Here is a 13853-nt window from a genome sequence, read left to right as displayed (position 1 = left end):
CCTCCCCTGCCCCCGGCGCCTCCGGCGACTCCTGCGTCCGCCACGCCCCCCGCGCCCGGCGAGCCGCCCGCGCCCCCGAAGGTTCCTTCGGCGCGCGAGCTGCGCCGGCGCTTCGAGGACGCCCTCACCCGCGGCCTCGGCCACGTCACGACGCGGGCGCTCGGCCCGTACCAGACGGCCGTCGTGCGCATCGGCTTCGCGTTCACCTGGCTCTGCTTCCTGCTGCGCGAACTGCCGCACCGGCACGAGCTGTACGGTCCCGACGGGCCGTGGAGCTACGACCTCGGCAAGCGGCTGATCAGCCAGACCGACGCGTTCACGCTGCTGATGTGGTCGCGCAGCGAGTTCTGGTTCGAGATCGTCTACCTGCTCGCCATCGCCGCCAGCGTGATGCTGCTGCTGGGCTGGCGGACGCGGACGGCGTCCGTGCTGTTCATGGTCGGCGTGCTGTCGCTGCAGAACCGCAGCATCTTCATGGGCGACGGCGGCGACAACGTCATCCACCTCATGGCCACGTACCTGGTGGTCACGCGCTGCGGCCAGGTGTGGTCGCTCGACGCGCGGCGGGCACGGCGGCAGGCGGCGCCCGGTACGGGCGCTCCGGCGCAGGACCGGGTCGGGACGGTGCTGTGGGCGGTGACCGGCGCCGCGCTGGCCGCCGCCACCGTGCTGGGGCAACTGACCTGGGGCTGGGCGCTGATCTTCTGGGGTCTGTGGGTCGCGCACGCGGTGTGGTGGGCGGCGCAGCGCGCCGGGTCCGCCGAGCCGCGGACGGTCTGCGACGTGCTGGCGAACCTCGCGCACAACGCCGGGCTGCTCGTGATCATGGCCCAGGTCTGCTTCATCTACGCGACCGCCGGCTGGTACAAGGTCCAGGGCACCCGCTGGCAGGACGGCACCGCCGTCTACTACCCGCTCAAGCTGGACTACTTCACGCCCTGGCCGGGGCTCGCGGACATGATGGCGAGCCACGGGGCCGTGATCATGCTGATCGGCTACGGCACGGTCATCGTGCAGGTCGCCTTCCCGTTCACCCTCTTCAACAGGCGGCTGAAGAACGTACTGCTGACCGTCATGATCATCGACCACGCGTCGATCGCCGTGATCATGGGGCTGCCGTTCTTCTCCGCGGCGATGATCTCGGCGGACCTGGTGTTCCTCCCGACGATCTTCCTGGTGTGGGCGGGTGCCAAGGTCACGGGCCTGAAGAACCTGCTCCTCGGCAGGCTGCCGGGCACCGCCCCGCCGGACGGGCACCCGCCGCGGCAGCCGGCGGGTGAAGATCCTGCCCCGGCGGTCCCGGCCCAGGCGGCCTCCCCCGAGGCACCCGCGGACGTCCGCGGGGCCTGAGGGGCCCGGGGGGTACGCGGACGGGCCGCCGCCCGCGACGCGTAGGCTCGGCGCATGAGCGCGGACGTCGTACGGGAGTGGCGCGAGTCCGCCGCGGACGACCGCGCCGTACTGCTCGACGGCTTCCACGCCCTCAAGCACGCCCTGCGCTTCGGCGCCCGCGTCCGGATCGCCCTCACCGCCTCCCGCGCCGACGCCCGCGCGCTCGCCGCCGAACTGGCCCCCGACCTCGCCGACCGCCTCGACGCCCTGCTCAGCGAGGTACCCGACCGGGACCTGCGCGAGCTGGTGCCCCGGCGGCACCCCACCGGCGTCGCCGCCCTGGCCGACCGGCCGGAGCCGGCCGCCGTCCGCGCCGCGCTGCGCGCGCCCCGCTCCGCGCCGGTCGTCGTCCTCGACAACCCGCGCAACCTCGGCAACGTCGGCGCCGTCGTCCGCCTCGCCGCCGGCATGGGCGCCGCCGGCGTCGTCACCACCGGCGACGCCGACCCCTGGCACCCCAACGCCGTCCGCGGTGCCGCCGGGCTGCACTACGCCACGGCCGTCGCCCGCCTCCCGCTCGGCGACCTCCCCGACGCCGCCCCCGGCCCGCTCTACGCCCTCGACCCCGCCGGTGACGACCTGCGCACCCTGCGGCTGCCGGCCGGCGTGCTCCTCGCCTTCGGCTCCGAGCGGCACGGCATCTCCCCAGCCCTGCGCACGCGCGCGGACCGGCTCGTCTCGCTCCCGATGCGCCCGCAGGTCTCCAGCTACAACCTGGCCACCAGCGTCGCCATGACCCTCTACCACTGGTCCCTGCCCGCGGCCCCGGACACCCCGGCGAACCCGTAGCCCCTGCGAGGCCCCGCGTCCCGTGGGCATGGACATCGTCGAGGTCGCGCCGCATCTCGATCCCGGCTACACCACGACGATGAACGCACGCCGGGCCATCTTCGAGGCGCCGACCGGCCTGGCGATGCGCCGCCTGGGCCTGCCCGGTCCCGCCTACGCGGACCCGGCGGTCTCCGGCCGGACGCCCGGGCCCGATCCGGGCGGAGACGGAGCCTGGGCCGCCCGGCCGCGAGGACCGCGGCCGGGCGCTGCGGGTGCGGTCTGCCGACCGCTCCGGGCACGACCTGCCGCGGGCGGCGCTACGCGGGGCGGCGGACCTCCACCATCCGGAAGCGGTTCGCCACGAACGCGCCGTCCGTCAGCGCCGCGTTCGCCGCCGGGTTGCCGCCCGAGCCGTGGAAGTCGGAGAAGGCCGCGGTCTGGTTCACGAACACCCCGCCGGTGAGGTTGAAGGACAACTGCGCCGGCTCCGCCAGACACGCCTCCTCGATCTGCCGCTCCACCTCCGTCGACGTCGTGTACGCCCCGACCGTCATGGCGCCCTTCTCGCGGATCGTGCGCCGCAGCAGCTCCACCGCGTCCCCCGTCGAGTCGACCGCGACCGCGAACGACACCGGGCCGAAGCACTCCTCCAGGTACGCCGCCTCGGCCTCCGGCTTCGCGCCGTCGAGCTTGACGATCACCGGCGTCCGCACCGTGGCGCCGGGGAACTCCGGGTGGACCACCGCCCGGGTGGCCAGGGCGACTTCGCCGAGCCCCGGGGCCGCCGCCAGCCGCTCCTGGACCCCCGGGTTGACGATCGCGCCGAGCAGCGCCGCCGCCCGCTCGTCGTCGCCGAGGAGTTTGTCGACCGCGGCGGCGAGGCCGGCGACCACCTCGTCGTACGACTTGCGGCCCTGGTCGGTGTCGATGCCGTCGCGGGGGATCAGCAGGTTCTGCGGGGTGGTGCACATCTGGCCGCTGTAGAGCGAGAGGGAGAAGGCGAGGTTGGCGAGCATGCCGCGGTAGTCGTCGGTGGAGTCGACCACGACCGTGTTGACCCCGGCCTTCTCCGTGTAGACCTGCGCCTGGCGGGCGTTCTCCTCCAGCCACTCGCCGAAGGCGGACGAGCCGGTGTAGTCCACGATCCGGATCTCGGGGCGCAGCGCCAGCGACTTGGCCACGCCCTCGCCGTCCCGCTCGGCGGTCAGGCACACCAGGTTCGGGTCGAAGCCGGCCTCCGTCAGCACCTCGCGGGCGACCTGCACCGTGAGCGCCAGCGGCAGCACGGCCCGCGGGTGCGGCTTGACCAGCACCGCGTTCCCCGTCGCCAGGGAGGCGAAGAGGCCGGGATAGCCGTTCCAGGTCGGGAACGTGTTGCACCCGACGAGCAGCGCGACGCCGCGCGGCACGGCCGTGAACGTCTTGCGCAGGTGCAGCGGGTCCCGCTTGCCCTGCGGCTTGGACCACTCGGCGACCAGCGGCGTGCGGCTCTGCTCCGCATACGCGTACGCGACGGCCTCCAGGCCGCGGTCCTGCGCGTGCGGCCCGCCGGCCTGGAACGCCATCATGAACGCCTGGCCCGACGTGTGCATCACCGCGTGCGCGAACTCGTGGGTGCGGGCGCTGATCCGGGCGAGGATCTCCAGGCACACCAGCGCGCGCAGCTCGGGCCCTGCCTCCCGCCACGCCCCCGTCGCCGCGCGCATCGCGGGCAGCAGCACGTCCGGGTCCGCGTGCGGATACGTGATCCCCAGCTCCAGCCCGAACGGCGAGACCTCGTCCCCCGCCCAGCCGTCCGTGCCGGGCTGGCCGAGGTCGACGCGGGTGCCGCGCAGCGCCTCGAAGGCCGCCCGGCCGTCATCGGGGGCGCTCTCGCCGTACGCCTTCGGGTGCTCGGGGTGCGGCGACCAGAAGGCGCGGGTGCGGATCGCGTCCAGCGCCTGGTCCAGGATCGGGCGGTGCTTCTCGGCGAGCGAGTCGGGAGTGAGGGGGGCGGGCATGCGGAACCAACTCCTCGTCGAGCTGGGCGGAAATCGGGCTTCGCGGCTAGAGTAACCGAATGATCGGTCGGGGCAAGAGAGGCTGTGGATAAGTGGCCGAGAGCAGGCGGACAGGCGCGCGGAGCGGCGCGAAACGGGACACGTACACCCCCGAGACGCTGCTCGCCGTGGCCGTCGAGGTCTTCCTGGAGCGGGGGTACGACGGCACCTCGATGGAACACCTCTCGCGCGCCGCGGGCATCTCCAAGTCCTCGATATACCACCACGTGCGCGGCAAGGAAGAGCTGCTGCACCGGGCGGTCAGCCGGGCGCTCGACGGCCTCTTCGGCGTCCTCGACGAGCCCGCCGCGCGCACCGGGCGGGCCGTGGACCGGCTGGAGGCCGTCGCCCGGGGCACGACCGCCGTGCTGATGGCGGAGCTGCCGTATGTGACGCTGCTCCTGCGCGTGCGCGGCAACACCGAGACGGAGCGCTGGGCGATGGAGCGCCGCCGCGAGTTCGACGCCCGGGTGGCGGCGCTGCTCAAGGAGGCGGTGGCGGACGGCGACCTGCGGGCCGACGTGGACGTCCGGCTGGCCACGCGGCTGCTCTTCGGCATGATCAACTCGATCGCGGAGTGGTACCGCCCGCGCGCGGGCAACGCCCACGACGACGCCGAGGTCCCGGCGGCCGTGGTGACGCTGGCCTTCGCCGGCCTGCGGACCTGACGGCGGACGGCCCGGGCGGTACGGCGCCCGGCGCGGGCCCCGGGCGCGTACTCAGCTCAGCAGGTCGTTCTGCACGTCCGTCTCCTCGAAGACCAGCAGCGTGCGCGTCGACAGCACCTCCGGGATCGACTGGATCCGGGTCAGCACCAGGTCGCGCAGCGCGCGGTTGTCCTCCGTATGCACCAGCAGCAGCACGTCGAAGTCCCCGCCGACGAGCGCGATGTGCGCCGCGCCCGGCAGTTGTTCGAGCTGGCGGCGGGCGGTGCGCCAGGTGTTCTGGACGATCTTCAGCGTGATGTACGCGGACGTCCCCTGCCCCGCCCGCTCCTGGTCGATCCGGGCGGCGAAGCCGCGGATCACGCCGTCGTCGATGAGGCGGTTGATCCGGGCGTAGGCGTTGGCGCGGGAGACGTGGACCTGCTCGGCCACGGAGCGTACGGAGGCGCGGCCGTCGGCGCGCAGGATGCGGACGATCTCGCGGTCGACGGAGTCCAGACGGCGGGCCGGCGGGCGCGGCGCGGGCACCGCGGGGGCCGGCGTAGGCAGGTCGGGGGTGTCGTCTGCCAACTGTTCTTCCGCCATGCCGTACCGCCTCCCCTGTCTGGACGACCTGCTGGTATTGGAAGCTGTGCAGAACCGTTTGTCCACAGGCTGGGGTTCCCTGTAGCCAAAATGTGCCGTCAACCGAACAATCGGTAGGGAGTGCATGAGGACTCAGCCACGCCCACAAGGAGGTGGACGTCATGACGGTTCTTGAGCAGCCCGGCCGTGCCTACCACCCGGCGCCCCCGCCGGCCTGGAAGCCGCGTACGGAAGCGGCCCCCCTGCTGCCCGACCCCGAGCCGTACCGCGTGCTCGGCACCTCCGCCGCGGAGAAGGCCGACGCCGGACTGCTCCGCGAGCTGTACGGCGCGCTGGTCACCGGCCGGCGGTACAACGAGCAGGCCACCACCCTGACCAAGCAGGGCCGCCTCGCCGTCTACCCGTCCACGACCGGCCAGGAAGCCTGCCAGGTCGCCGCCGCTCGCGCCCTGCGCCCGCAGGACTGGCTCTTCCCCAGCTACCGGGACACGCTCGCGGCCGTCGCCCGCGGGCTCGACCCCGTGCAGGCCCTCACCCTGCTCCGCGGCGACTGGCACACCGGGTACGACCCCGCGGAGCACCGCATCGCCCCCCTGTGCACCCCGCTCGCCACCCAGCTCCCGCACGCGGTCGGCCTCGCCCGCGCCGCGCGGCTCAAGGGTGACGACGTGGTCGCCCTCGCCATGGTCGGCGACGGCGGCACCAGCGAGGGCGACTTCCACGAGGCGCTGAACTTCGCCGCCGTCTGGCGCGCCCCCGTGGTCTTCCTCGTGCAGAACAACGGCTTCGCGATCTCCGTCCCCCTCGCCAAGCAGACCGCCGCCCCCTCCCTCGCCCACAAGGCCGTGGGATACGGGATGCCGGGCCGCCTCGTCGACGGCAACGACGCGGTGGCCGCGTACGAGGTCCTCACCGAGGCCGTCGAGCAGGCCAGGGGCGGCGGCGGCCCGACGCTCGTCGAGGCCGTCACGTACCGCATGGACGCGCACACCAACGCCGACGACGCCACGCGGTACCGCACGGACAGCGAGGTCGAACCCTGGCGCGGGCACGACCCCATCGCGCTGCTGGAGGCCGAGCTGACCGGCCGCGGGCTGCTCGACGAGGCGGGCGCCGCCGCGGCCCGCGCGGCCGCGGAGGAGGTGGCGGCGGGCATGCGCGAGCGGCTGCACGCCGACGCCGAGCTGGACCCGATGGACCTCTTCGCGTATGTCTACACCGAGCCGACCCAGCAGCTCCGCGCGCAGGAGAGCATGCTGCGCGCCGAGCTGGAGGCGGACTTCCAGGCCGAAGAGGAGGACGCGCGATGACGACGACGGCCGTCGCCGGCACCGCCGCCGGACGCAAGCCCGCCACCATGGCGCAGGCCCTCACGCGCGCGATGCGCGACGCCATGGCCGCCGACCCCGCCGTCCACGTCATGGGCGAGGACGTCGGGCAGCTCGGCGGCGTCTTCCGCATCACCCAGGGCCTGGCGGAGGAGTTCGGCGAGGACCGCTGCGCGGACACCCCGCTGGCCGAGGCCGGCATCCTCGGCACGGCCGTGGGGATGGCGATGTACGGGCTGCGGCCCGTGGTGGAGATGCAGTTCGACGCCTTCGGCTACCCGGCGTTCGAGCAGCTCGTCAGCCACGTCTCCCGGATGCGCAACCGCACCCGGGGCGCCACCCCGATGCCGCTGACCATCCGCGTCCCGTACGGCGGCGGCATCGGCGGCGTCGAGCACCACGGCGACTCCTCCGAGGCGTACTACATGGCCACCCCCGGGCTGCACGTGGTGACGCCCGGCACCGTCGCCGACGCCTACGGGCTGCTGCGCGCGGCCATCGCCTCCGACGATCCCGTGGTCTTCATGGAGCCCAAGCGGCTCTACTGGTCGAAGGCCGGCTGGGACCCCGAGCGGCCCGAGGAGGTGCCGGGCATCGGGCGCGCGGTGGTGCGCCGGCCGGGCACGACGGCGACGCTCGTGACGTACGGGCCGTCGGTGCCGGTCTGCCTGGAGGCCGCCGAGGCCGCGCGGGAGGAGGGCTGGGACCTGGAGGTCGTCGACCTGCGCTCCCTGGTGCCGTTCGACGAGGAGACGGTGACCGCGTCCGTACGGCGCACGGGCCGGGCCGTCGTCGTCCACGAGTCACCCGGCTTCGCCGGCCCCGGCGGCGAGATCGCCGCCCGCATCGGCGAGCGGTGCTTCCACCACCTGGAGGCGCCCGTGCTGCGCGTCGCCGGCCTCGACATCCCGTACCCGCCGCCGATGCTGGAGAAGCACCACCTGCCGGGCGTGGACCGCGTGCTCGACGCGGTGTCGCGGCTGCAGTGGGAGGCCGAGTGGACGGAGGGCGGCTGATGCCGGAGGTCCGCGAGTTCGCGCTGCCCGACCTGGGGGAGGGCCTGACGGAGGCGGAGATCGTCACCTGGCTGGTGGACGTCGGCGACGTCATCGCCGTCGACCAGCCGGTGGTCGAGGTCGAGACGGCCAAGGCGATGGTCGAGGTGCCGTGCCCGTACGGGGGCGTCGTCACCGCCCGCCACGGCGACCCGGGCACGGAGGTGCCGGTGGGGTCCGTGCTGGTCACGGTGGCGGTGGAGACCGGCACCGGGGGTGGAGCCGGGTCCGGTGCCGGTGGCGGATACCGGGACCGGATCGAGGACAGGATCCGCGGCGCCGGGGCCGGTCCGGCGGACGGTGGTCCGGCGGGCGCGGTCGACGGGGCAGTGGTCGACGGCGCGGTGGCCGACGCGCGGGCCTCGGCGGAGTTCGCCGGGGAGGAGACGGGCGGTTCGGGCAACGTCCTCGTCGGCTACGGCACGAGCGCGGGCGGTACGCGCCGCCGGCGGCGGGGTGCCGGTGCCAGGCGAACCCCCCTCGGCGGTGGCCCGGTTCGTCCCGGAGCGGGCGCGCCGGCACCGCGGGGCACGAGGGCGCCCGAGGTCCCGGCGGACGGACCGGTGGCCGTCATTTCGCCGCTGGTGCGGCGGATCGCCCGGGAGTCCGGGCTCGACCTGCGCGCCGTCACCGGCAGCGGGCCGCACGGGCTGATCCTGCGCGCCGACGTCGAGGCCGCGGTACGGGCCGGGGCGTCCGCGGGCCGTGGTGCGGCCGCGGCTGCGGGACGTACGGCGGCCGGTGACACGGCAGTTGGCGCCGGGACCCGTACCGCGGGTACCGGGACGGCCCTGGCCGCGGGCGGCGGGCTCGCCGGGGGCGAGCGGGTGCCGCTGCGGGGAGTGCGCGGAGCCATCGCCGACAAGCTCTCGCGCAGCCGGCGGGAGATCCCCGATGTCACGTGCTGGGTGGACGCCGACGCGACGGAGTTGCTCGCGGCCCGGCGGGCGATGAACGCCGCCGCGGGGGACCGCCCCGCGGTGTCGCTGCTCGCCCTGCTCGGCCGTGTCTGCACCGCCGCGCTCGCGCGCTACCCCGAGTTGAACTCCACGGTGCAGGGCCGGGAGATAGTCCGGCTGCCCGCCGTCCACCTCGGCTTCGCCGCGCAGACGGACCGCGGGCTCGTCGTCCCGGTCGTACGCGACGCGCACGCGCTCTCCGCCGAGCGGCTCTCCGCGGAGATGGCGCGGCTGACGGAGGCGGCCCGGGCCGGCACGCTGACGCCCGCGGAGCTGACCGGCGGCACGTTCACGCTGAACAACTACGGCGTCTTCGGCGTCGACGGCTCGACCCCGATCCTCAACCACCCAGAGGCGGGCATGCTCGGCGTGGGGCGGATCGCGGAGAAGCCGTGGGTGCACGGCGGCGAGTTGGCGGTGCGGCGCGTGGTGGAGCTGTCGTTCACGTTCGACCACCGGGTGTGCGACGGCGGCACGGCGGGCGGCTTCCTGCGGTACGTGGCCGACTGCGTCGAGCATCCCGCGGTGCTGCTCAGGGCGCTCTAGCGGAACGGCGCACGGCGGGTAGGGTCCGGTGCCATGGAGGAGTCCGGCGGTACGGGGTCCGGGGCGGGGGCCCGCGGTTCGGGGTCCGGCGCGGCGCACGCGGGTGCGGGCGCCGGGGCGGCCGGGGCGTACGCCGCCGTCGTGCTCGCCGGAGGTGCCGCGCAGCGGCTCGGCGGGGTCGACAAGATGGCCCTGCGCGTCGGCGGGCGGACCCTGCTGGACCGGGTGTTGCGCGCGTGCCGCGGCGCCGGGCAGACCGTCGTCGTGGGGCCGCGGCGCCCCACGGTCCGCCCGGTGACGTGGACCCGCGAGGCGCCGCCCGGCGGCGGCCCCGTCGCCGCGCTGGCCGCCGCGCTGCCGCTGACCTCCGCCGACACCGTCGTACTGCTCTCCGCCGACCTGCCGTTCCTGGACGACGGCACGGTCCGTACCCTCCGCGAATCGCTCGCGGCGGCCGGCGAAGGCGTGGACGGTGCGATGTTCGTGGACGGCACCGGCCGCGACCAGCCGCTGGTCGCGGCGTACCGGAGCGAATCGCTGCGGCGCGGCCTCGCGCTGCTCGCCGTCGAGTACGGAGGGGTCGCCGGACTGCCGCTGCGGCTGCTCACCGGGGAGCTGACGCTCGTCCGGTCGGCATCCGGTGCCACGTTCGACTGCGACACCTGGGAGGATCTGGCCACGGCCAGGGACCGGATCAGGGAGCATGGGCACGTGCTGGATGAATGGCTCGCAGCGGTCAAGGAAGAACTCGGTCTCGACACCGAGGTGGACACCCGCGTCCTGCTCGACCTCGCGCGCGACGCCGCGCACGGAGTGGCGCGCCCCGCGGCCCCGTTGACGACGTTCCTCGTCGGCTACGCGGCGGGGCGGGCCGGCGGCGGCCCCGAGGCGGTCGCGGAGGCGGCGCGCAAGGTCACGGCGCTGACGGAGCGGTGGGCCGAGGAGGCGGCCGAGGAGGGCCGGTCGGACACATGACGTCTGGTCGGCGCGGCGACCCGCGCACCCCCGGGTCGGGCGCCGGAGCCGGGAGCGGGAACGGGAGCGACGGCGAAACCGGGGCCCGCGGCGACGAGTTCGCGGACGCGCTGGCGCTGGCGAACGACCGCCGCGACCTGGCCGCCACCTACGGCGACGCCTTCACCCTCGCCGACCCCCCGCCGCCCGCGGCTCCTGCGGCTCCCCCAGGGCGGGGTACGTCCCGGGAGCGGGCGCGCGCGGACGAGTTCGGTGACGCCCTGGCGCTCACGGACCGGAACGGAACGGACGCCACGGACGGCGCCGCCGCGCGCGGTGCGACGGGTCGCAGCCGGGCACGTCGCGGGGCCGAACCCGCGGCGGACGGCGACGGGCCGCCGGCGCGCACGGGCCGCGGGCGCCGCGCCGGGGGGCGCGGTGCCGGGGTGCCGGGCGGGGCCCGCGTGCCTTCGCGCTCAGACAGGAGTCCCCGGGACCGCGGGGACGGTGTCGTTGCGCCTTCGGCACGAACCGGTCCGGGGCCCCGCGCCGAGGGGCGCGGGACCGGCGGGGGCCGTGGTGCCGCCCCGGGCTCCGAGCCCGGGGCCCAGGGGCGCCGCGGCGGGCCGGGCGCCGGGGACGGGCCCGCCGTGCCGGGGGCAGGAGCCGGCTCCGGGCGCCGCAGCGGTCGCGCGGCGCGTGAAGGCTCGGACCGTACCCCACGGGAACGCGCGGGCGACTCCGCCGCGGCCTCTCCCCGTACGGGCCCGGGGCGGCGCCCCGGGGAGCGTGCGGGCTCCGAAAGCGCCGGTGCGCCCACGGCGCGTACCGGATCGGGGCGCGGCGGGGATCCGCTGGACGTCGCCCTCGGCCTCGATGGCCGCGCCCGGCGGGAGCCGAGTGACCCCCGCGGGCTGTCCTGGGACGCCGCCCGCGGCGTCGCCGTGCGGTCCGGGCGGCGGCTGGGTGCCGTCGCGGTGCCGGTGGCCGGGGCGTACGGCCAGGTGCTCGCCGAGCCGCTCAGGGCGCTCGCCGACCTGCCCCCCTTCGACACCTCCGCCATGGACGGCTACGCCGTCGCGGGACCCGGCCCCTGGCGGCTCGACGCCGCAGGCCAGGGCATCCTCGCCGGCCACGCCGCCCACCCGGCGCTGCCCGACGGCCACGCCGTACGCATCGCCACCGGCGCCCGCGTCCCGCCCGGCGCCACCGGCGTCCTCCGCTCCGAGCACGCCGAACTCCGCGACGACGGCAGTCTCTACGCCACCGGCGTCACCGCCGCCCAGGACGTCCGCACCGGCCAGGACATCCGCCCCCGCGGCCAGGAGTGCCGCGCGGGCGTCGAGTTGCTGCCCGCCGGCGAGCGCGTCACCCCCGCCGTCCTCGGGCTCGCCGCCGCCGCGGGCCACGACGAGCTGCGCGTCGTCCGCCGCCCCCGCGTCGAGGTCCTCGTCCTCGGCGCCGAGTTGCTGCACCGCGGCCTGCCCCGCGAGGGCCGGATCCGCGACGCGCTCGGCCCGATGCTGGAGCCGTGGCTGCGCGCGTGCGGCGCCGAGCCGTTCGTCACCCGGCGCCTGGGGGACGACGCGGAGTTGCTGTACGAGGCCGTCGCCACGTCCACCGCCGACGTCGTGATCACCACGGGCGGCACCGCCGCGGGCCCGGTCGACCACGTCCACGGCACGCTGCGCCGCCTCAAGGCGGACCTGGTCGTCGACGGCGTCGCGGTACGGCCCGGCCACCCGATGCTGCTCGCGGTGCTGCCGACCGGCGCCCACGTCGTGGGGCTGCCGGGCAACCCGCTGGCGGCGGTCTCCGGGCTGCTCACGCTCGCCGAGCCGCTGGTGCGCGTGCTCGGCGGCGCGCCTGTGCCGGAGCCGCCGGAGGCGGTGCTCACCGCGGACGCGAAGGGGCACCCGACGGACACCCGGCTGGTGCCGGTCGCCATAGAGCACGGCGGCGCGCACGCTCCCGCAGCGCACCGGCCCGCGCGTACCGAGCGCCCCGCGCCCCACGCACCCACCGCGCCGATCCCGCCCCTGAGCGCCCAGCGCCCGGCGCGTAACCCCGCGCGCAGCGCCCACGCCGCGCCCGTCCGCGCCACGGCATCCGGCGCCCCGTACCCCGCCGCGCGCCCCCTGCACTTCACGGGACCCGCCATGCTCCGCGGCCTCGCCGTCGCCGACGCCCTCGCCGTCGTCCCGCCGGGCGGCGCCCCCGCCGGCACCCCCGTGCGCGTCCTCCGCCTCCCCTGGGCCGCCGCCTCCGCGGCCGCGACCACCCCGGCAGGCCCCGCGTGAAATACCCCGACCAACGCGTCGCCCTGCCCCGCCGCCCCCGCGCCCCGCTGCGCCAGGTCGGCGGCCGCATCCTGGCCGCGTTCTTCGTGCTCGCCCTCGCCGTGTTCGTCGTCTACCTCGGCCGCGACGGCTACCACGACAACGCCGGCGGCAAGGTCGGCCTGCTGGATGCCGCGTACTACGCCACCGTCTCGCTCTCCACCACCGGCTACGGCGACATCGTCCCCGCCACCCCGGGCACCCGCCTCACCACGGTCCTCGTGGTGACCCCGCTGCGCGTGCTCTTCCTGATCATCCTCGTCGGCACCACCCTTGAGGTGCTCACCGAGCGCACCCGCCAGCAGTGGCGGCTCGATCGCTGGAGGTCCACGTTGCGCGATCACACCGTCATCGTCGGCTACGGCACGAAGGGCCGCTCCGCACTGCAGACGCTGCGTGCGAAGGGGCTCGACAAGGGCCAGGTCGTGATCATCGACCCGAGCAGCAAGGTCATCGAGGCGGCCAACGCCGACGGCTTCGCCGGCGTCGTCGGCGACGCGACGCGCTCCGCCGTGCTGCTGCGCGCCGAGGGGCAGCGGGCGGCGCAGTTCGTCATCTCGCCGCAGCGCGACGACACGGCGGTGCTGGTGACCTTGACGGTCCGGCAGTTGAACCCGCGGGCCAAGATCGTGACGGCGGTGCGCGAGGAGGAGAACGCGCCGCTGCTGCGCCAGTCCGGCGCGGACGCGGTGATCACCAGCTCCAGCGCGGCGGGCCGGCTGCTCGGCCTGTCGGTGCTGAGCCCGAGCGCGGGCACGGTGCTGGAGGACCTGATCGTGCAGGGCTCGGGACTGGATCTCATCGACCGCCCGGCGACCAAGGCGGAGGCGGGCCTCCACCCGCGTGAGACCGACGACTTGGTGGTGGCGGTCAAGCGCGGGCACCGGCTCATGGCGTACGACGATCCGGACGTCGGCCGGCTGGAGATGACGGACCGTCTGATCACCATCAGCCGGGCCGCGGGACCGGCGACGACGCCGGAGAAGGAGCGCATAGTCACCCGCGAGGGTGGCTGGGACCTGGGCGGGCGCCGGGACCGCGGCTACCGGGACTACGAGGACGTCCGCGACTCCCGCGGCGGAAGGGGCTACGGCGCCTACGGGGAGTTGGGTGGCGCGGACCGGGACCGGGACCGCGACCGCGGCCGGAACCGGAACGGCGACGGCGGTCCGGGGGAGGACGGGGACGGCGCGGACGACGCGGAGTAGTAGCGTCCACTC

Annotated in this window: 11 protein-coding genes; 9 read left to right on the top strand and 2 right to left on the bottom strand. The window is 75.8% G+C overall.

The genetic code is table 11. The annotated features are described in order from the left end of the window. Window positions 1-6 precede the first annotated feature (6 nt). Window positions 7-1350 (top strand): HTTM domain-containing protein, encoded by a 1344-nt coding sequence (locus CXR04_RS17895; protein ID WP_101426448.1) that lies wholly within the window; start codon window positions 7-9, stop codon window positions 1348-1350. Window positions 1351-1404: 54 nt separating this feature from the next. Continuing rightward, complete coding sequence (locus CXR04_RS17890; RefSeq protein ID WP_101423397.1) at window positions 1405-2181, top strand: TrmH family RNA methyltransferase; 777 nt, start codon at window positions 1405-1407, stop codon at window positions 2179-2181. A gap of 299 nt (window positions 2182-2480) precedes the next feature. Here the strand turns inward: CXR04_RS17890 and paaN are convergent, their stop codons facing one another. Then, complete coding sequence (gene paaN / locus CXR04_RS17880) at window positions 2481-4163, bottom strand: phenylacetic acid degradation protein PaaN (protein WP_101423396.1); 1683 nt, start codon at window positions 4161-4163, stop codon at window positions 2481-2483. Between the two features lie 92 nt (window positions 4164-4255). Here paaN and CXR04_RS17875 point away from each other — a divergent pair, with 92 nt between their 5' ends. Then, complete coding sequence (locus tag CXR04_RS17875; protein ID WP_101423395.1) at window positions 4256-4870, top strand: TetR/AcrR family transcriptional regulator; 615 nt, start codon at window positions 4256-4258, stop codon at window positions 4868-4870. A gap of 51 nt (window positions 4871-4921) precedes the next feature. Here the strand turns inward: CXR04_RS17875 and CXR04_RS17870 are convergent, their stop codons facing one another. After that, window positions 4922-5452, bottom strand: a complete 531-nt coding sequence (locus tag CXR04_RS17870; protein ID WP_101423394.1) for an Lrp/AsnC family transcriptional regulator — start codon at window positions 5450-5452, stop codon at window positions 4922-4924. Window positions 5453-5613: 161 nt separating this feature from the next. On the opposite strand from CXR04_RS17870, the gene pdhA reads away from it, so the two are divergent. From pdhA to CXR04_RS17840, 6 genes are all read left to right on the top strand, one after another. Next, window positions 5614-6762 carry a pyruvate dehydrogenase (acetyl-transferring) E1 component subunit alpha gene (gene pdhA, locus CXR04_RS17865; RefSeq protein ID WP_101423393.1) on the top strand — a complete coding sequence of 383 codons (1149 nt, stop codon included), beginning with the start codon at window positions 5614-5616 and terminating at the stop codon, window positions 6760-6762. After that, a complete protein-coding gene (locus tag CXR04_RS17860) occupies window positions 6759-7796 on the top strand; it encodes an alpha-ketoacid dehydrogenase subunit beta (RefSeq protein WP_101423392.1) in 1038 nt (345 codons plus the stop codon). Before pdhA ends, CXR04_RS17860 begins: the two co-directional genes overlap by 4 nt. Next, window positions 7796-9340, top strand: a complete 1545-nt coding sequence (locus CXR04_RS17855; RefSeq protein WP_101423391.1) for a dihydrolipoamide acetyltransferase family protein — start codon at window positions 7796-7798, stop codon at window positions 9338-9340. Before CXR04_RS17860 ends, CXR04_RS17855 begins: the two co-directional genes overlap by 1 nt. Before the next feature lie 33 nt (window positions 9341-9373). Continuing rightward, window positions 9374-10315, top strand: a complete 942-nt coding sequence (locus tag CXR04_RS17850; protein WP_101423390.1) for a DUF6457 domain-containing protein — start codon at window positions 9374-9376, stop codon at window positions 10313-10315. A gap of 443 nt (window positions 10316-10758) precedes the next feature. Beyond that, the gene (locus CXR04_RS17845) at window positions 10759-12594 is read left to right on the top strand and encodes a molybdopterin molybdotransferase MoeA (protein WP_442802464.1); all 1836 of its coding nucleotides are present in this window, start codon (window positions 10759-10761) and stop codon (window positions 12592-12594) included. Continuing rightward, window positions 12591-13841: a potassium channel family protein gene (locus CXR04_RS17840; RefSeq protein ID WP_101423389.1), complete on the top strand. Its 1251-nt coding sequence runs from the start codon at window positions 12591-12593 to the stop codon at window positions 13839-13841. Before CXR04_RS17845 ends, CXR04_RS17840 begins: the two co-directional genes overlap by 4 nt. The last annotated feature ends 12 nt before the right edge of the window (window positions 13842-13853 follow it).

Source organism: Streptomyces sp. CMB-StM0423 (assembly GCF_002847285.1).
Classification (GTDB): domain Bacteria; phylum Actinomycetota; class Actinomycetes; order Streptomycetales; family Streptomycetaceae; genus Streptomyces.
The sequence above is the reverse complement of the archived record's forward strand: the minus strand, read 5'-3'. Positions and strand labels throughout refer to the sequence as shown.

Bases quoted from the DNA above. Each gene is read 5' to 3' on its own strand.
- CXR04_RS17890 (WP_101423397.1), top strand. From the start codon at position 1,405: ATGAGCGCGGACGTCGTACGGGAGTGGCGCGAGTCCGCCGCGGACGAC.
- paaN (WP_101423396.1), bottom strand. From the start codon at position 4,163: ATGCCCGCCCCCCTCACTCCCGACTCGCTCGCCGAGAAGCACCGCCCG.
- CXR04_RS17870 (WP_101423394.1), bottom strand. From the start codon at position 5,452: ATGGCGGAAGAACAGTTGGCAGACGACACCCCCGACCTGCCTACGCCG.
- pdhA (WP_101423393.1), top strand. From the start codon at position 5,614: ATGACGGTTCTTGAGCAGCCCGGCCGTGCCTACCACCCGGCGCCCCCG.
- CXR04_RS17860 (WP_101423392.1), top strand. From the start codon at position 6,759: ATGACGACGACGGCCGTCGCCGGCACCGCCGCCGGACGCAAGCCCGCC.
- CXR04_RS17855 (WP_101423391.1), top strand. From the start codon at position 7,796: ATGCCGGAGGTCCGCGAGTTCGCGCTGCCCGACCTGGGGGAGGGCCTG.
- CXR04_RS17850 (WP_101423390.1), top strand. From the start codon at position 9,374: ATGGAGGAGTCCGGCGGTACGGGGTCCGGGGCGGGGGCCCGCGGTTCG.